The organism is Winogradskyella pacifica (genome assembly GCF_003386275.1).
GTDB lineage: Bacteria > Bacteroidota > Bacteroidia > Flavobacteriales > Flavobacteriaceae > Winogradskyella > Winogradskyella pacifica.
This window is the reverse complement of sequence record NZ_QREI01000003.1, coordinates 142680-161893: the sequence shown is the minus strand read 5'-3', so window position 1 is coordinate 161893 and position 19214 is coordinate 142680. Positions and strand designations below refer to the sequence as shown.

Genomic DNA, 19214 nt, shown 5'->3' with positions numbered 1-19214 from the left:
TATCAGTCTAAACTAATAGTAAAATCTCTAAAAGAATGAAAGCAATAATGACTAAAAAAAACCGCGAAATTCACATTTCAAAAGCCACAGGGTTATACGCCTTAGTTATAGCTTTAGTGTTTGTTGGTTGTACATCTAACAAAACAAAAAAAAGCGCTTACGACGATTATGTTTCGGATGTTTACCAAACATCTCAAGCGGGGGACAACCTCAAATTATTGTCTAGTGCTGATACTAAAGCAACTTCCAATGATATTAAGAAAGTAACTTTAGAAATACTTCCTAATGAAGAGTTTCAAAAATATTATGGTTTCGGTGCTTCATTTACTGAGTCCTCAGCATGGAATTTGGCTACAATTCCTGTTGAATCTCGCAAACAAGTTTTAACCAAACTTTTTAGTCCAACCGAAGGAGCTGGTTTCACGCTTACTCGAACACATATTAACAGTAGCGATTATTCAAACAATCATTATACCTATATTGAAGAAGGTGACAAAGATCTTTCAACTTTTAGTATTCATGAAGACATGAAAGGATTCAGTGGTGATGAAAACGAGCAAGTTCGTGGCATTGAACTCGTAGAACCTAGTTATGATATTATTCCTATGATTTTAGAAGCTTCTAAAATTCCTGGTGCAGACTTTAAAATTATCGCGTCTCCATGGAGTCCACCATCTTGGATGAAAACCGGTGAAACATCTACAATGACGAATGGTAGTTTACGTCCTGAATATTATGGACTTTGGGCAGAATACATGTCAAAATATGTGACGGCATACAAAGAACAGGGCATTAACCTTTGGGGTATTACACCACAAAACGAACCATTACATGCCCATGATGCACATTGGGATAGTAACGGATTTACTCCAGAACAAGGTCGTGACTTTTTAAGAGATCACCTTGGTCCGCAACTTGTTAAAGATGGTCATTTAAATCTTGATGATTTAGAATCTGGATTACGTGTCTTGATTTATGACCATAACAAATCTACGATGAACGACTATGTTCAAAAAACGTATGAAGATCCTGAAGCTTCTAAGTATGCTTGGGGAACTGCTTTTCATTGGTACACAAATTCTGAGTTAAAAGATAACAACTGGTATGCTAAAGAATTAGCCGAATTACAAAAAAACTGGCCAAACAAAGGGATGATTCATACGGAATCGAGCATAGATATTGATGCTAAGGATCCTATTGGTCAATATTGGAGAGCAAGTACGGATTACGCAGGTACGTTTGTACCTTTTGAAACGTACGTTAACGACATCATTACAGATTTAAACCACGGCACTCAAGGCTACATTGAATGGTGCAGTATTTTGAGCCACAAAGGACAACCAAATCCTTATAATAATTTTAATAGTGCTCCAGTACTTATCAATCCAACCACTGACGAAGTGATTTACACACCACTTTATTATTTACTAAGCCATTTCAGCAAGTTTATCCGCCCAGACGCACGTCGAATTGCTTTAAAAGGTGATAATGTAAACGGACTAATTTATACAGCGGCTAAAAATCCTGATGGCTCAATCGCAGTTGTTGTTTATAACAATAATGAAGAAGCACATGAGCTATCAATCAAATTAGAAACGAAAACTTATACAGCTCAAATTGCACCTAAAGCTGTTCAAACGATTCATTTAAAAAGTAAATAGGGAAACGTTGTAATTTGGTACTTAACTAAGTATAAAATCAACCCTAATATTTAATTGTTCATTTTCGTTATTAACACGAAAATGAACAATTAATAAGAAACAAATAAGAATCTAAATTTCACATTCGCACAATACTTACCGCAAAGAAGAAAGTGATTGCATAGTTTCGGATTCGTTAGAACCTAAAGCTTTCTAGTAAACCACTGTTCTCTTGATTAAAAAATAAAAAACGCAATCCAAACTTTTCCCTATTTTTGAATCATGCGCAAAAACAAAAAACTAATTCTTGTTGTGTTCTTCGGAATTCAATTGCTACTATTATCTCAATTAAAATACTATCCTGAATTTGTTGAGCAATTTTACAGCAATGGACTTTACGTTTTTATTTCAAAATTAATGCGCTATACGTTTGGCTGGATACCCTTTTCAGCTGGAGATATATTTTACACTTTAGCAGGAATCTATCTCATCAGATGGCTTATTGTAAACAGAACACGTATTATTAAAGATACTGTGAATTGGTTACTTGATATCGGAGCCACCCTATCAGTTGCGTATTTTGCATTTCATATGCTTTGGGCTTTTAATTATTACAGACAACCACTTTATAAATCGTTAAACCTTGAAGCCGATTATACCACAGAACAACTGGTTTCATTTACAGAACAACTGATTCAAAAATCGAATGCTTTACAATTTCAATTGACAAAAAATGACACTTTAAAAGTTGAAATACCTTATACCAAGTCTGAAATTTTAACCAAGGTAACAGATGGATACCAAACACTCTCAGAAGTATATCCGCACCTTGAATATCATCCAAAGAGCATCAAAAAATCTATATACAGTTTACCTTTAACTTATATGGGCTTTTCGGGTTATTTAAATCCCTTCACCAATGAAGCTCAAGTCAACGGCTTGATTTCGACCTATAAATTTCCAACAACAGCGTGTCACGAAGCAGCTCACCAACTGGGCTATGCCGCAGAAAACGAAGCTAATTTCATTGGAAGTTTAGCTGCTATCCACAATGATGATGTTTATTTTAAATATTCTGGCTATACATTTGCTCTTCGGTATTGTTTAGGTGAACTCTTTAAGCGCGACCCAGAACTTTATGACACTGTAATTCTAACTGTGAATACAGGCATACTAAAAAACTACCAAGACGTTCGAGAATTTTGGGATGCCTACGAAAACCCAATAGAACCTATTTTCGAAAAAACTTTTGATAATTTTCTAAAAGCAAATAATCAGTCCGCTGGCATGAAAAGCTACAGCTATGTCGTTGCGCTCTTAGTTAATTATTATGAAAATCAACCTTTATAAGGTTAGTTAGACTCCCTTTTTCCTGCTTAGAAAATGTTAAAATATTAACATTAAACACAGCCATTTAGCTATAATTCCTATCTTTAGAATTCAATCTAACTAACCAAAACATATGATTAAAGTCCATTTACGACTGCTCATTTTTATGTGCAGTTTTTCAGTATTTGCACAAGATTACTTCCCTAGCAATTCTGGAGTCATCGCAAACAACTCTAACTACACCGCATTTACAAATGCTACGATCCATGTATCTCCAACAGAAACCATAAACAATGCTACACTCTTAATAAAAGATGGTAAAGTTGTTAGTGTTGGCAAATCCGTAAACATTCCGAAGAACACCACAAAAATTGATCTTACCGGAAAAACCATTTACCCGTCTTTTATTGACATGTACACCACTTTTGGAGTAGAAAAACCAAAGCGCGGTGGCAATGGTCCACAATATGGTGCGAGTCGAAGTGGCTATTATTGGAACGACCATATTATGCCAGAGCAAGATGTTATGGCAAGTTTTAAATACGACGCTAAATCGGCTTCTGATCTTCATAAATTAGGTTTTGGTGTTGTTAATACACATATGCCAGATGGTGTTGTTCGTGGTACAGGTGCTTTAATTGCACTAAACAATAACGCTGACAATTCTATGCGTGTTATGGATGGAGAAACCACACAACATTTATCATTTAGTAAAAGTGTGACGTCTCGCCAATCGTATCCATCTTCTATTATGGGAAGCATGGCACTATTACGCCAAATGTATGATGATGCAAAATGGTATGAAGCTGGAAATATTGACACTAAAGATTTATCGCTTGAAGCCTTAAATAAAAACAAGAACTTACTTCAAATTTTTGAAGCTGGTAGCAGAGCTAATTTAATGCGTGCTGATAAAGTTGGTGACGCGTTTAACATTCAATATACTATAGTTGGAGGTGGTGATGAATACGAACGTATTGATGAAATAAAAGGAACAAACGCTACAATTATTTTGCCAATAGATTTTCAATTGGCGTATGATGTTGATGATCCATTCTTGGCAAGCACATTGTCTTTAAGTGATATGCGATCATGGAATCAACAACCACACAACCCAAGATTACTAGCGGAAAACGGCATTAAATTCGCCTTAACAACACATGGTTTAAAATCGAATAAAACATTTTCTTCAAATTTAATGAAGGCTATTGAAAATGGATTGTCTAAGCAAAGAGCATTAGAAGCTTTAACTACAGTTCCTGCTTCTTTATTAGGAAAATCAAATGTTTTAGGAACTTTAAAAACAGGAAGCTATGCTAATTTTTTAATTACCGATGGAGACATTTTTGAAAAGAAAACAAAACTCTACGAAAATTGGGTTCAAGGTTCAGCGCATGTTATCGAAAACATGACTACTAAAGATATTGATGGTAATTACGATTTTAAACTTGCGGGTGACGACTATAAATTAACCATCTCAAACAGTACGAGTAAAACTGATGCTAAAATTGAGAGCAACGCTAAAAATTTAGGGACTAAAGCGAGTTATACAGAGGATTGGTTAAACCTTACAATTAAAACGGCAGATAGTACTAAAAAAGAATACATAAGGATTGTTGCCAATTCAACAAGCAACAGTAGTCTTAATGGAAAAGCTATTTTACCAAATGGTAATGAGCTATCCTTTTTTGCTAATAAACTAGAAAAAGAAGATTCCGAAAAGAAGGGTGACAAAAAGAAAGATAAGGACGATGCTGATACTCCATTTATGAGTCCTATTACCTACCCCAACTTAGCATACGGTTTCACCGAAAAGCCAAAATCAGAAACGCTATTATTTAAAAACGCAACAGTCTGGACCAATGAAAGCGAAGGTGTTTTAGAGGAAACAGACGTTCTAATTAAGGATGGTAAAATCTCAAAAATAGGAAAAGACCTTTCTAGTAAAAACGCGAAAGTAATAGATGCCACGGGAAAACATATTACCGCTGGTATTATTGACGAGCATTCACATATCGCTGCCTCTTCTATAAATGAAGGAGGTCAAAACTCTTCAGCAGAAGTTACTATTGAAGATGTTTTAAATGATGAAGCTATTGATATCTACCGCAATTTAGCTGGTGGAGTGACGTCGATTCAAATATTACATGGCTCTGCAAATCCTATTGGTGGTCGTTCGGCCATCATTAAATTAAAATGGGGAGAAGCGGCAGATCATTTAATCTATGAAAATTCTCCAAAGTTTATCAAATTCGCTTTAGGTGAAAATGTTAAACAATCGCGAAGTAGAACTAATTCACGTTTCCCACAATCGCGAATGGGAGTGGAACAAGTGTTTATAGATTATTTTACTAGAGCAAAAGCTTATGATGACGCAAAAAAAAGTGGTAAACCATTTAGACATGATGCAGAAATGGAAACACTTGCTGAAATTTTAAACGGAGAGCGTTTTATTTCTTGCCATTCGTATGTGCAAAGTGAAATTAATATGCTGATGAAGGTTGCAGATCAATTCGACTTTAAAATAAATACTTTCACACATATTCTTGAAGGCTATAAAGTTGCTGATAAAATGAAAGCTCACGGAGTTGGTGGCTCGACCTTTAGCGATTGGTGGGGTTATAAATACGAAGTCAATGATGCTATTCCGTATAACGCTGCTATTATGCACAACGCTGGAGTTACAGTAGCTATTAATAGTGATGATGCTGAAATGTCGCGTCGTTTAAACCAAGAAGCTGCTAAATCCGTAAAATATGGTGGAGTTAGTGAAGAAGAGGCTTGGAAATTTGTCACCTTAAATCCGGCTAAATTATTACATCTAGACAAACGTGTTGGAAGTCTAAAAGTAGGTAAAGATGCTGATGTGGTATTATGGACAGATCATCCGTTATCCATTTATGCTAAAGCTGAAAAAACCATTATCGAAGGTGTTACGTATTTCGATTTAGCGCGAGACAAAGAAATGAGAGAAGCAATCAAAAAAGAGAAAAGCGAACTCATTAATTTAATGCTTCAAGATAAAAACAAGGGATTAAAAACACAACCTGTTAAGAAGAAAGAGGAAAAATTAATGCATTGTGATTCAATGGATTTACACAACTAAAAATAGTTACAAATGAAAAATTTATATAAAATAAATAGTGTGTTATTGATGTTGTGTATCACTATTGGATTCGCACAACAAACACCCGCACCAAAGCAAACTAAAGATTTTGCTATTGTTGGTGCAACCGCACATATTGGAGATGGCACCGTAATTGAAAACAGTGTTATAGTAGTAAGTAATGGAAAAATCACAACTATTGGACCAGAAGCTTCTACTCCACTGACCAGACAAGCTATGGACATCATTGATGGAAAAGGCAAAGATGTCTATCCAGGATTTATTGTGGCTAATGGGACTTTAGGATTGGTTGAAGTAGACGCTGTAAAAGCCTCTGATGATCTTGAAGAATTGGGAACTTTTAATCCACATATTAGAAGTATTATAGCCTATAACACAGAATCTAAAATTACAGAATCGATGCGACCTAACGGTGTATTACTAGGCCAAGTGGTACCAAGAGGTGGACGTATCTCAGGAACCTCATCTGTAGTACAATATGACGCCTGGAATTGGGAAGATGCCACTATAAAAAAGGATAATGGAATTCACGTGAATTGGCCAAGTAGTTTTAGCCGTGGACGTTGGTGGTTAGGTGAAGATCCAGGATTGAAACCCAATAAAAACTATGCCACTCAAGTTAAGGAATTAGGCGATTATTTTAATGAATCTAAAAGTTATAGTATGGGAAGTTCTACTGAACGTCACTTACCGTATGAAGCTTTAGCTGGCGTCTTTGATGGCTCGAAGCGTTTATATATTACAGTAGATGATGAAAAAGGAATTACCGATGCTGTAAATTTAGCAAAGTCACAAGGAGTTTCTAAAATTACTATTGTTGGTGCTTATCAAGCCGGAAATATCGCAAGCTTCTTAAAACAAAATGATGTCTCTGTATTCTTAAGACGTGTGCATTCTAGACCAGAATTAGAAGATGACGATTACGACTACACCTTTAAACAAGCCAAAATATTAGTTGATGCTGGTGTTTTAGTTGCTTTAGAACCAAGCGGACAAATGGAGCGTATGAATTCTCGTAACCTTCCATTTTATGCTGGCACAACAGTTGCTCATGGCTTAACAAAAGCACAAGCTTTACAGTTAATTACGCAGAATCCTGCGAAGATTATGGGTATAGACAATATGTACGGTTCGCTTGAAGTTGGCAAAAGCGCTACTCTGTTTATTAGCGAAGGAGATGCTTTAGATATGCGAACCAATCAATTGACACACGCTTTTATTGATGGTAGACGTTTAAGCTTAGAAACACACCAAACGGAACTTTGGAAACGGTTTTCTGAGAAACCTAGTCAAGAAGATTAATAATTATTAATTTACACCCCTCAAGTCCCCTCAAGGGGACAATCCAAAAAATAAACTTGGGCGGAATGTCCCCTTGAGGAGACTTATCGGGTGTTTTTACTTTCAAAGTAAAGTTACTATTAAATTACATCAGCACGTTTACGTAACGTCTTAATACAAAAAAAAAGCGAGCCAAATGGCTCGCTTTTTTTTACTCTAATTAAATTCCTAATTAATCAATCACTTTTGCCCCTTCTGGCATTGTAAACATTGCCTGATCAGGAGCTTTTTCAGAAAGCATAACATCTGTAAACTCAACTGTGTTTCGCTTTTCTGTTGGTAAATTATTTTCATAGTTATACCAATCTACACTTTTCGGTAATACCAAACCATTAACAGTTTGCCAATTATTATACCTTATAAAATGAAAATCTGGACTTCCCTCAGATTTCCCAAAAGTTACGGTGTATGCTAACCATTCCATTTGTCCTGTTTCGGCATCATAAAAAATCTTATACTGATCATCTGAAGATTCACCAACGCCAGCTTCGTAAGAAATTAGAATTCCAGGGTATGTTTTTCCTTCAAAAACTAAAGGTTCTGTTTCTTTATAATCCACACCGTCATCACCAAAAACAAAAGGCATTCCATAGAAGTAAAACATTAAACCTTTATAAAATTTAGGCTTTCCTCTATATGCATTACCATCTTTTTCATTAACCCAAAGTATTTCACCATCAAATCCCTGTGTATAGGTTGGTGTATCAATTAATTCTGCTCTAGTTATTAAATTTTTCGTCGTCTTTTCTATTCCTGTAGGTTTTGCAATAGAAAAAGAAAGCGATTGCATTTTATTCCAAGTATCAATACCACCATGTGCATTGAAAACTTTAGTTATAGCTTCGGGGTAAATGCTAGTTGTCATAGTTTCTGCCTCTACAGCTTCTGCAGCTTTAGATGGCTCTTGCTTTGATTCGTTTTTACAAGCAGTTATTGAAATAGCTAATAGTAATACGTAAATTGTTTTTTTCATAATATAGTTTTAAGTTGAAGTCTTTGACGAAATTAAATTTGAAGCATTACAAAAAAGCTTCAAGAATTAGCTGAAGCTTTTTTAAGGATATAAAGCTTAAATTATTACTCTTTAATCAGTTTTTGAATACTTCTATTCGAATTACTTTCAAGTTCTACAAAATATAAACCTGAACTAAGATGAGATGTATTTAAATTAATAATACTTAAATTTTGATGTTTAGAAATAGCAACACGTTTACCTTGAACGTCATAAATGGTAATTTTTAGGTTTTCGATCTCAGACGTTTTTAAATTAATAGTTACCACGTTTATTGTTGGGTTAGGATACATACTAAATTCAACCGTATTAAATGTCTTAACGCTCAACGCTACTGAATTCTCTAAATAATCTGGGATACCATTAAAATTGGTATCATCATCCGTCGGATCTCCGTTATTATTATAATCTTCATCAATAGTAAGAACGCCATCACCATCATCGTCGTCATCTAAATAGTTTTCAACTAGGTCATTGTCTGTATCTACAAAGACATGAGAAACATTTCTTCCTAAAACAATATTAATTTCAAAATTAGTAGCAACACCATCTCCATCGTCGTCATCGTCTAAATAATTTGGAATGTCATCACCATCGGTATCATCATCTTCTAAATTACCATTGCCATTTATATCCTCATCACTATCAATGACTCCATCGTCATCAGTATCTGTACAACTAACTTCTTCTACAATTATATAGGTACTGCTAGAACACCCAAAATCTAAAGAATACAATACAACGTCATATCCACCAGGTTCTGTTACGGTGAGTGATGATTGGTTTGCGCCTTGTATCGTATTTCCATTAAGATCCCATTCAAAATAATAATCAAAAACAGACAATCCTGTTTCCAATACCAAAGTGCTGCCTGTGCAAAAGCTATAATTACTTTCCAAATATATTTCGGGAAAAGGATTAACAGAAATATCAAAATTAGTAAGTGCATAGCAGCCGTCTAGAGTTTCAGCTCTAACATAAATAGTTTGTGGATTACTTACGTTTGTAAAATTAGTTGGATCTAAAATTGGAGCAAAATTACCTAAGGCATCAGCTTCATTTATAAAATAAGATAGTGTAAAAGGCTCACCTGACGGATTAATAACACTTTCATTTACAGTTAAGTCAAACGTTGCTATACCATCATTATTATCATCGCATAGCATAATATCACTTGGAGTGCCCATAGCACCAGAAGGATTTGGTAATACACGTATGGTTAATGGAGTTATACCTACACACCCCGTATTGGTATCCGTAACTGCTGCAAATAATGTCTGCGGATTTGAGGTATTTGTATAAGCTATTGAATTAGATATCATATTCATCTGAGCCTGAGCATCCGATTGCGTTTCATAATACGCTACTGTCCAATCAGTATTACCTTGTGTGATTTCTAAATTGTTTACTGTTAAATCAAATACAGCGGTCTCATCGGCATCATCATCACATAACATCATAGATGTTGCTACAGTTACAATAGGTGTTGGATTTACAACTAAGGCTAATTCAGTTAGAGCATAATTCCCAGTAGCATTAGCTTCTAATCGCACATATATGATTTGTAACCAATTGGTAATATTAACATAAGGATAATTAATCGCATAAATTCCATTGATTGCATCACTCATTGTTTCGTGATACGTTACCGTATAATCTACGGCACTTTGTTGACTTCCTAAAACTTGGGCATCTGCATAAGTTAAATCGAATAAAGCAAAACCATCATTGTCATCATCGCAAACCACGTAATCATTTGGTTGATTAGCCACCTGAGCAAATGAAATTGTACTGATTGTTAAGAATAGAAATAGGGAAAGTAGTTTTTGTTTCATAATAGGTTAAATTTGTATCTCTCAAATATAGATTAAATAATATAGTAATGAGTAAATCCATCTCTAGCGTTCAAAATCCATTCATAAAACAACTTGTTCTGCTCAAAGAAAAATCGAGACAACGTAAAAAAACAAGACAATTTTTAATTGAAGGGAAGCGGGAATTATCATTAGCTATAAAGGGTGGCTATAATATTGACACCTTACTATTTTATCCTGAATTATTTTCTGAAAGCGAAGCTCAAGCGATGTCACAATACAATATTGAGATTATTGAAATATCAAAAGATGTGTTTCAGAAATTAGCGCATCGCGATACTACAGAAGGTGTGATTGCTGTTGTGAATTCAAAAAAGCATACGCTAGAAGATTTAAAATTTGAATCTAAAAACCCACTGATTTTAGTCGCCGAAGCACCGGAGAAACCTGGCAATATTGGAGCTATTTTACGCACGGCAGATGCGGCAAATGTAGATGCGGTGATTATTGCGAATCCAAAATCGGATTTATACAATCCTAATATTATTCGCTCTAGTGTAGGTTGTGTATTTACGACTGAAATTGCTATGGCGAGTTCTGATGAAGCTATTGCGTTTCTGAAAAAATATAATTTCAATATATTTTCTGCTATTTTACAGGAATCAGAACCGTATCATTCACAAGATTACACCTTGCCAACAGCCATTGTGGTTGGAACAGAAGCCACAGGTTTATCAGAAGAATGGAGAGAAGCTGCTACAAAAAACATAAGCATACCAATGCAAGGTGAAATTGACTCGATGAATGTTTCTGTCGCTGCAGGAATCCTTATTTTTGAAGCGAAACGACAGCGGAATTTTCTTTGAGAAAATTCGCGAATCTCAATACTAAAACGCAAATTCTAAAACGTTACTGATTAGAACTTGGAATTTGAAATTATCAAAATTGGAATTTTATTCTTTATGACAGCACAAACCTTATTCTATATTATCATAGCTATTATCGTCATCAACTTTATAATTGATAAAGTGCTCGATGCTATAAACGCAAAACATTATAGCGATCCAATTCCTGAAGTATTAAACGATGTGTATGATGCTGAGGAATATAAAAAATCACAAGCTTACAAAACTGTGAATTATAAATTTGGACTTGTAACGTCCGTGTTTTCATTGGCTTTAACTCTTGGCTTCTTACTTTTAGATGGTTTTGAATACGTCGATAACATAGCACGAAGTTATTCAGACAATCCAATAATCATCGCTTTAATTTTCTTCGGTATCATCATGATAGCGAGCGATATTATTACGACACCCTTTGGCTACTATAAAACCTTTGTAATTGAAGAAAAATTTGGGTTTAACAAAACCACCAAGAAACTATTCATCTTAGACAAATTGAAAGGTTTAGTTATGATGGCACTTTTAGGCGGTGGTCTCATTGCTCTTATTGTTTGGTTTTATCAGGTAACAGGAAATCAATTTTGGTTATATGCTTGGGGAATTGTAACTGTATTCACCGTGTTTATGAATATGTTTTATTCTAAACTTATTGTGCCATTATTCAACAAACAAACCCCATTAGAAGATGGAGAATTGAGAACTAAAATTTCAACGTATGCGGAATCCGTTGGTTTTAATCTCGAAAAGATATTTATCATCGATGGTTCAAAACGAAGTACTAAAGCCAATGCTTATTTTTCGGGCTTTGGAAGTGAAAAACGGGTTACACTTTATGATACTTTAGTCAACGATTTAGACGATGAAGAAATTGTTGCTGTTTTAGCACACGAAGTAGGGCATTATAAAAAGAAGCACATCATTTTTAATTTAGTGACCTCTATTCTACTTACGGGATTAACGCTTTTTATTTTATCCATCTTTATTTCAAATCCGTTATTATCGAATGCCATTGGCGTTGAAATTCCAAGTTTCCATGTTGGTCTGATTACTTTTGGATTACTCTACTCTCCTATTTCAGAAATTACAGGTTTAATAATGAATTACGTTTCACGCGTTTTTGAATATCAAGCAGACGATTATGCCAAAAACACTTATAAAGCTGAACCATTAATTACGTCTTTAAAGAAATTATCTAAAAACAGCTTGAGCAATTTAACACCTCATAAAGCCTATGTATTTATGCATTATTCGCATCCTACGCTTTTGGAACGCGTTAAGAATTTGAAAAAATAAAAGCGCTTTAAATTTTACTAACTAACATCGTTAATAAATCTCATCAACCTTGAGCGACTCCAATACAGAAGACCATTATATAAGCACAAATACCATTGAAGCTCCAGAATCAGACTACTTGTTTATTCAACCTTCACAAATTAAACAGGCAGGACAAGGTTTATTTACGGCAGTTGACATTTATGAAGATGAAATTATCTCGTTGTTTAAAGGCGAAATTATCGATAACAACGAAGCGGCACTAAGAGCAGAACAACACCAAGACAGGTACTTTATTAATTTGCTAGATGGTACTATTATGGATAGTATGCATACCGATTGCTACGCTAAATATGCTAATGATGCAGAAGGCTTATCGCAAAGTAATTTTAAAAACAATGCTGCAATTACTTTAGACGATGATAATAATGTCTGTATTAAAGCTATAAAAAACATAGACTACGGTGAAGAAGTATTTTGTAGCTACGGCAAATCCTATTGGAAAAAACATGGTAAATAACATTTACTGATATCCAATAATCATCAAAATTAAGCATCTCACACTTTTAGAACGTATTAAATATTTAAGGCAGTAACTTCACATTATTATAACAGTAAAGACACCCAATTTTTATAACTTTGAATAAAAAGAAACATAATATAATGACAGATTTAAAAAATAGAAAAGCAATAATTACAGGAGGCGGAAGAGGTTTAGGAAAAGCAACGGCTATAGCTTTTGCTAAAGAAGGCATTGATGTCGCTATTACTGGTAGAAATGAAGCCGTTTTAAAAGAAACCGTTTCAGAATTAAAGGCATTTGGTGTAAACGCTACTTACGCGGCATTTGATGTTAGCAACTACGAGGAAGTACAAGCAAGCATTAAAACCTTAATTGAAACTTTAGGATCTATTGATATTTTGGTAAACAATGCTGGTATTGCTGCTTTTGGATCATTAAATGATATGGACGTGAGCCAATGGAGTCAAATTATACAAACCAATGTTATGGGAATGTATTATGTCACCAAAGAGGTTTTACCACATTTAATAGCTCAAAATGAAGGTGATATTATTAATGTATCGTCTACTGCTGGATTAAGCGGTAATGCGACAACATCAGCATATTCAGCTTCAAAATTTGCAGTTATCGGCATGTCGCAATCTTTAATGAAAGAAGTCCGTAAAAACAATATTAGAGTGTGTACTTTAACTCCAAGTACGATTGCTTCAGATATGTCTATAGAATTAGGTATTGCGAGCAAAGATTCTGAAGACAGCGTTTTACAACCCGAAGATTTTGCAGAATTAATTGTGTCTGGTTTAAAATTACCACGACGCGCTATGATGGCAAATGCATCGTTATGGTCTACTAATCCGTAATTCAGTTTTAAACATCAAAATAACAAAACCTACATTAATTGTGGGTTTTGTTATTTCTAAACTATTCGAAATTTCAGTAATACACACAAATATGAGACGTTTGATTATTTAAAATAAAAAGACGAACTTCATTGCATTATAACGCTATTGGGTTTTCATTTTTTAGGAATTCCAGCACAAAGAACAAAAATCAGCATGCCATCAGTTACTGTTGTAGGATCAGGGATTGTGGGGTTAACGTCCGCAATTATACTTCAAGAAAAAGGACTTGAAGTCACTATAGTTGCAAAGGAGCGCTTTGACGACACATTATCGAGTAAAGTTGGAGCCATTTGGTTTCCATTTGAAATTGAACCTAAAGAAAAAACCAATACATGGGCATCACTTGCATATGAGCGTTATCAAAATGACCTAGAACCTAAAAACGGAGTTGCTTTCATTCCTTTTTTAACAGCTTATAACAACTACAGTAATAATGATTGGACTCAAACATTACCTAAAGAAACTGTTAGAAAAGCGAAACCTTCAGAGCTTCCTAAAGGTATAAAAACGGCATTCATATCCATAGTTCCGTTAGCAGAACCCCGATTATATTTACCTTATTTATTTGAAAAATTCATTAAAAACGGAGGTCACTTTGAGGAACGTGAAATTAAAGACCTTAAAGAACTAGCAGCACTAAATACTTTAGTTATTAATTGTACCGGACTAGGCGCAAAAAACCTATGTAACGATGAGGATTTACAACCGATGCGAGGTCAAATTTTACGTTGTAAAAAAATGAATACTCCTTCTTTTGCCGATTCCACCAAAAAAGGAGCTCTTAGCTATATTATTAATAGAAGTAACGACTGTGTAATTGGCGGAACAGATTACGAAAACGATTGGAATAGAAATGTAGAGGCCTCTGACACTACCTTAATTTTAAATCGACTTAACACCATTGGTTATAATGAGAATCCTCCAGAAATACTAGAAGAGATTGTAGGCTTACGACCAAAACGACGTTGTGTTCGATTTGAATTTGATGATACTTTCCGCAATATTTTCCACAATTATGGTCATGGCGGTGCCGGATTTACGGTAGCTTGGGGTTGCGGCATTGAACTTGGAGAACTGCTAACTAAAAAGAATTAATCGCATTATTAACTTTTAGAAAAATGAAGAATCTTTAATATCTTAAAATGATTCATATCATCTAAAAACGTTTCCAAATACTAAATTAGATCAAAAAAAAATAAAATTCCCACAAAAAAAATAGTGCTCATTACCAATGGTTTTATTACATTAGTTCTATGACTGAGGAAGCGATAGAAAAAGAGAATAAGGCAATCGCCAAAGCTTACAAAGAATTATTAAAAGTAAGCTACCAAACTTTAACTGATGATGATAAAAAATTAATTCGTCATGCTTTTGAGGTTGCTGTGGATGCACATAAAGATCAGCGACGTAAGTCTGGTGAAGCCTATATTTTTCATCCGATTGCTGTAGCTAGAATTGTGGCGCAAGAAATAGGTATGGATGCCACATCTATTGCTGCTGCTTTACTTCATGATGTTGTTGAAGACAATCCTGATTACACTATAGATGATATAGAACAGTTATTTGGCGAGACAGTCGCTAGAATTGTAGATGGGCTCACCAAAATCTCTTCGCTAAAAAAGGACATGGATGTGTCTTTACAAGCTGAGAACTTTAGAAAAATGCTACTTACCTTAAATGATGATGTTAGAGTTATCATTATAAAAATAGCAGACCGTTTGCACAATATGCAGACCATGGACTCCATGCGTGCAGACAAGCAAGTTAAAATTGCCTCTGAAACCTTGTACATCTACGCTCCGTTAGCGCATAGAATTGGACTTTATAACATAAAAACAGAGCTTGAAGATTTAGGATTAAAATATACCGAACCAGAAGTTTATAACGATATTCTGGCCAAAATACAAGATAGTAAAGAAGATCAAGATGCTTATATTAAAGCGTTTTCTAAAGTAATTGAAGACTCTTTAAATACCGAAGGTTTAAACTACGAAATTAAAGGTCGTCCAAAATCGATTTTTAGTATTCGTAGAAAAATGGTAAAACAAGGGGTTTCTTTTGATGAAGTCTATGATAAGTTTGCGGTTCGTATTGTATACAACTCTGATTTGGCTAACGAGAAATTCTTAGCTTGGAAAATATATTCTATCGTAACGGATCATTTTACACCTAATCCTATTCGACTTCGAGATTGGATTTCGTCTCCTAAATCCACAGGATATGAAGCCCTTCACATTACAGTTGTGGGTCCAAAAAGCCGCTGGGTAGAAGTTCAGATTAGAAGTGCCCGCATGAATGAGATTGCAGAGAAAGGCTATGCGGCGCATTACAAATACAAAAATGCAGATGCTAAAGAAGATAATCTCGATTTATGGATTAACCGTTTACAAGAAGCCTTAGAAAATCATGAAGCAGATGCTGTAGATTTTGTAGAACAGTTTAAGCTCAATTTATATTCTAAAGAAATTTTTGTCTTTTCACCTAAAGGCGATTTAAAATCGCTTCCTAAAGGAGCTACTCCTCTCGACTTCGCTTTTAGTATCCATACCGAAGTTGGCATGAAAACACGTGGTGCTAAAGTCAATGGTAAATTAATGCCTTTGAGTCATGTGCTACAAAGTGGTGATCGTGTAGAAATCATGACGTCTGAGAATGCCAAACCTAATGCGAACTGGTTAGATTATGCTACAACAGCAAGAGCGCGCAGTAAAATAAAATCGGCATTAAACGAAGATACTAAACTAATAGCAGAAGAAGGCAAAGAGATTTTAAGACGGAAATTAAAACAACTTAAAATCAATCTGAATGAAAATTCTATTAATGAATTGGTGAGTTATTTTAAACTAAACACCTCTTTAGATTTATTCTATCGTGTTGGTATTGGCAGTATCGATAACACAAAATTAAAAGCCTTTGCATCGTCGCGAAGTAATGCCTTTGTCAGTTATTTTAAAAACAAGATTTACAAACCATCTGTTCCAAAAGACATTCATAAAGAAGAAATCACGTCTAAATATGATATGTTGGTTTTTGGTAAAGAAGAAGAAAAACTTAATTATACCTTAGCTAATTGCTGCAATCCGATTCCTGGAGATAAAGTTTTCGGTTTCTTAACAATTAACGATGGCTTAAAAGTTCATAAAACAAACTGTCCTAATGCTGTAAGTTTACAATCTAATTATGCCTACAGAATTATGCAGGCCAAATGGATAGATTCCTCTCAACAAGTATATACTTCACAGATTATTTTGTCTGGTATAGATAACTTAGGCCTTGTAAATGATATCACAAGACTCATTTCAGAAAATATGCATGTTAACATGAAGAGTATTAGCTTTTCTAGTGATGATGGTGTATTTACTGGTAAAATAACGGTTCAGGTTAAGAATCAGGCCATGCTTAAAAAGCTAATTGACAAGCTTAAAAAAATTAATGGAATTGACAAAGTGACGCGCGTATAAATGTTATTAACTATTATTTTAAACTTGTTCATTTCTTTCAGTTTTAATACCTAAATTTATAATTCATATCCTATAAAATTTCCTTAAATTTGCTTCTTAATTATGAATGCAACCACAGAAGAAAGTAATCAGGAAATTGTAAAACGTGTATTTACACAATTCCTTGAAGATAAAGGTCATAGAAAAACACCTGAGCGTTACGCTATACTTCAAGAAATTTACGATAGCAAAGAACATTTTGATATTGAGTCTTTATATATCAAAATGAAAAACAAAAACTATCGTGTAAGTAGGGCGACGCTATATAACACCATTGAATTACTTCTGGAGTGTGCTTTGGTCCGCAAGCATCAATTTGGGCAAAGTCAGGCACATTACGAAAAATCGTATTTTGATAAAAACCACGATCATGTGATTCTCACAGATACAGGTGAAGTCATAGAGTTTTGTGACCCTCGCATTCAATCCATAAAAAAAACCATAGAAGAGGTTTTTGATATTCAGATAACTAATCATTCATTATATTTTTACGGTAATCGTAAAAAAGACGACTAACTCAATTTTAAAATGGCAGTAGATTTACTACTTGGATTACAATGGGGAGATGAAGGCAAAGGAAAAATTGTCGATGTATTTACCTCTAACTACGATATTATTGCACGCTTTCAAGGAGGACCAAATGCAGGTCATACTTTAGTGTTTAATGGCAAGAAACATGTATTACATACAATTCCATCAGGTATTTTTCACGAGAATAAAGTGAATCTTGTTGGTAATGGTGTTGTTATCGATCCTGTTATTTTCAAGAAAGAGCTCGATAAGTTAGAAGAGCAAAATGTTGATTATAAAAAATCCCTTTGCATTTCACGTAAGGCACATATTATTTTACCTACGCATCGTTTATTAGATGCTGCAAGTGAAGCGTCAAAAGGAAAAGCAAAAATCGGTTCTACATTAAAAGGAATTGGTCCAACATATATGGACAAAACCGGTAGAAACGGTATTAGAGTTGGTGATATTGAATTAGCCGATTGGAAAGACAAATACAGAGCTTTAGCAGATAAGCACGAAGCAATGATTGAATTTTACAACGTAGATATTCAATATGATTTAAAAGAACTAGAAGCGGATTTCTTTGAAGCTATCGACACTTTAAAATCATTGAAATTTATTGACTCTGAAGAATATATTTATCAAGCACAACAATCTGGTAAATCTATATTAGCAGAAGGTGCGCAAGGCTCTTTATTAGATATTGATTTCGGAACCTATCCTTTCGTAACATCATCTAATACTACAGCAGCTGGTGCATGTACAGGTTTAGGAGTTGCTCCAAACCAAATTGGAGAAGTATTCGGAATTTTTAAAGCTTATACTACACGTGTTGGTTCAGGACCATTCCCAACGGAATTATTTGATGAAGATGGTGAAACTATGGGCCGCGTTGGTAACGAATTTGGCGCAACAACCGGAAGATCTAGACGTTGTGGTTGGTTAGACTTAGTGGCTTTACGTTATGCTTGTCAGGTTAATGGTGTTACCCAATTAATTATGATGAAAGGTGATGTACTTTCTGGATTTAAAACCTTGAAAGTTTGTACCGCTTATAAATATAAAGGTGAAACTATTACGCATTTACCATATAATATCGAGGCGGAAAACATCACTCCTATTTACACTGAATTAAAAGGTTGGGCTGCGGATTTAACAGGAATGACTGAAGCATCACAACTTCCAGAAAATTTAAATGGTTATGTTGAATTCTTAGAGAAAGAATTAAATATTCCTATTACAATTGTATCTGTAGGACCAGATCGTAAACAAACGATTATTCGTAAGACGGTATAATAAGCGTTAAATAAAGTATTGGTTTTTTTGTGAAATTTACTGT

At 34.5% G+C, this 19214-nt stretch carries 14 protein-coding genes; 12 read left to right on the top strand and 2 right to left on the bottom strand.

What is annotated here, in order from left to right:
- Positions 1–47 precede the first annotated feature (47 nt).
- From DFQ09_RS07825 to DFQ09_RS07810, 4 genes are all read left to right on the top strand, one after another.
- Entirely contained in the window at positions 48–1661 is a 1614-nt protein-coding gene (locus DFQ09_RS07825) for a glycoside hydrolase family 30 protein (RefSeq protein WP_181897158.1), read from the top strand.
- A 261-nt stretch (positions 1662–1922) separates the two neighbouring features.
- Positions 1923–2990 (top strand): DUF3810 domain-containing protein, encoded by a 1068-nt coding sequence (locus DFQ09_RS07820; RefSeq protein WP_115809108.1) that lies wholly within the window; start codon positions 1923–1925, stop codon positions 2988–2990.
- 112 nt (positions 2991–3102) lie between these two features.
- On the top strand, positions 3103–6075 hold the full coding sequence (locus DFQ09_RS07815) for an amidohydrolase family protein (RefSeq protein ID WP_245940327.1): 2973 nt from the start codon (positions 3103–3105) through the stop codon (positions 6073–6075).
- A 12-nt stretch (positions 6076–6087) separates the two neighbouring features.
- Positions 6088–7398, top strand: a complete 1311-nt coding sequence (locus DFQ09_RS07810) for an amidohydrolase family protein (RefSeq protein WP_115809104.1) — start codon at positions 6088–6090, stop codon at positions 7396–7398.
- A gap of 211 nt (positions 7399–7609) precedes the next feature.
- Here DFQ09_RS07810 and DFQ09_RS07805 read toward each other — a convergent pair whose 3' ends face one another.
- Together DFQ09_RS07805 and DFQ09_RS07800 are read right to left on the bottom strand one after the other, a co-directional pair.
- Entirely contained in the window at positions 7610–8410 is an 801-nt protein-coding gene (locus DFQ09_RS07805) for a DUF6503 family protein (RefSeq protein WP_115809102.1), read from the bottom strand.
- A 104-nt stretch (positions 8411–8514) separates the two neighbouring features.
- Positions 8515–10284, bottom strand: coding sequence for a T9SS type A sorting domain-containing protein (locus DFQ09_RS07800; protein WP_115809100.1), 1770 nt, complete (start codon positions 10282–10284; stop codon positions 8515–8517).
- 47 nt (positions 10285–10331) lie between these two features.
- Here DFQ09_RS07800 and DFQ09_RS07795 point away from each other — a divergent pair, with 47 nt between their 5' ends.
- From DFQ09_RS07795 to DFQ09_RS07760, 8 genes are all read left to right on the top strand, one after another.
- Entirely contained in the window at positions 10332–11129 is a 798-nt protein-coding gene (locus tag DFQ09_RS07795) for a TrmH family RNA methyltransferase (protein WP_115809098.1), read from the top strand.
- Between the two features lie 96 nt (positions 11130–11225).
- Positions 11226–12458 (top strand): M48 family metallopeptidase, encoded by a 1233-nt coding sequence (locus DFQ09_RS07790; RefSeq protein WP_115809097.1) that lies wholly within the window; start codon positions 11226–11228, stop codon positions 12456–12458.
- Between the two features lie 49 nt (positions 12459–12507).
- Positions 12508–12957, top strand: coding sequence for an SET domain-containing protein-lysine N-methyltransferase (locus DFQ09_RS07785; RefSeq protein ID WP_245940326.1), 450 nt, complete (start codon positions 12508–12510; stop codon positions 12955–12957).
- Positions 12958–13100: 143 nt separating this feature from the next.
- Positions 13101–13820 carry a 3-ketoacyl-ACP reductase gene (locus tag DFQ09_RS07780; protein WP_115809096.1) on the top strand — a complete coding sequence of 240 codons (720 nt, stop codon included), beginning with the start codon at positions 13101–13103 and terminating at the stop codon, positions 13818–13820.
- Between the two features lie 195 nt (positions 13821–14015).
- Positions 14016–14957, top strand: coding sequence for an FAD-dependent oxidoreductase (locus DFQ09_RS07775; protein ID WP_115809724.1), 942 nt, complete (start codon positions 14016–14018; stop codon positions 14955–14957).
- A 158-nt stretch (positions 14958–15115) separates the two neighbouring features.
- Positions 15116–17323: a RelA/SpoT family protein gene (locus DFQ09_RS07770; protein ID WP_115809095.1), complete on the top strand. Its 2208-nt coding sequence runs from the start codon at positions 15116–15118 to the stop codon at positions 17321–17323.
- 102 nt (positions 17324–17425) lie between these two features.
- Entirely contained in the window at positions 17426–17878 is a 453-nt protein-coding gene (locus tag DFQ09_RS07765) for a Fur family transcriptional regulator (RefSeq protein WP_020894917.1), read from the top strand.
- Between the two features lie 12 nt (positions 17879–17890).
- Complete coding sequence (locus tag DFQ09_RS07760) at positions 17891–19171, top strand: adenylosuccinate synthase (protein ID WP_115809094.1); 1281 nt, start codon at positions 17891–17893, stop codon at positions 19169–19171.
- Positions 19172–19214 lie beyond the last annotated feature (43 nt).

Coding starts and splice junctions, on each gene's coding strand:
- DFQ09_RS07815 (WP_245940327.1), top strand. CDS start 3,103: ATGATTAAAGTCCATTTACGACTGCTCATTTTTATGTGCAGTTTTTCA.
- DFQ09_RS07820 (WP_115809108.1), top strand. CDS start 1,923: ATGCGCAAAAACAAAAAACTAATTCTTGTTGTGTTCTTCGGAATTCAA.
- DFQ09_RS07770 (WP_115809095.1), top strand. CDS start 15,116: ATGACTGAGGAAGCGATAGAAAAAGAGAATAAGGCAATCGCCAAAGCT.
- DFQ09_RS07775 (WP_115809724.1), top strand. CDS start 14,016: ATGCCATCAGTTACTGTTGTAGGATCAGGGATTGTGGGGTTAACGTCC.
- DFQ09_RS07825 (WP_181897158.1), top strand. CDS start 48: ATGACTAAAAAAAACCGCGAAATTCACATTTCAAAAGCCACAGGGTTA.
- DFQ09_RS07780 (WP_115809096.1), top strand. CDS start 13,101: ATGACAGATTTAAAAAATAGAAAAGCAATAATTACAGGAGGCGGAAGA.
- DFQ09_RS07805 (WP_115809102.1), bottom strand. CDS start 8,410: ATGAAAAAAACAATTTACGTATTACTATTAGCTATTTCAATAACTGCT.
- DFQ09_RS07760 (WP_115809094.1), top strand. CDS start 17,891: ATGGCAGTAGATTTACTACTTGGATTACAATGGGGAGATGAAGGCAAA.
- DFQ09_RS07800 (WP_115809100.1), bottom strand. CDS start 10,284: ATGAAACAAAAACTACTTTCCCTATTTCTATTCTTAACAATCAGTACA.
- DFQ09_RS07765 (WP_020894917.1), top strand. CDS start 17,426: ATGAATGCAACCACAGAAGAAAGTAATCAGGAAATTGTAAAACGTGTA.
- DFQ09_RS07790 (WP_115809097.1), top strand. CDS start 11,226: ATGACAGCACAAACCTTATTCTATATTATCATAGCTATTATCGTCATC.
- DFQ09_RS07810 (WP_115809104.1), top strand. CDS start 6,088: ATGAAAAATTTATATAAAATAAATAGTGTGTTATTGATGTTGTGTATC.
- DFQ09_RS07795 (WP_115809098.1), top strand. CDS start 10,332: ATGAGTAAATCCATCTCTAGCGTTCAAAATCCATTCATAAAACAACTT.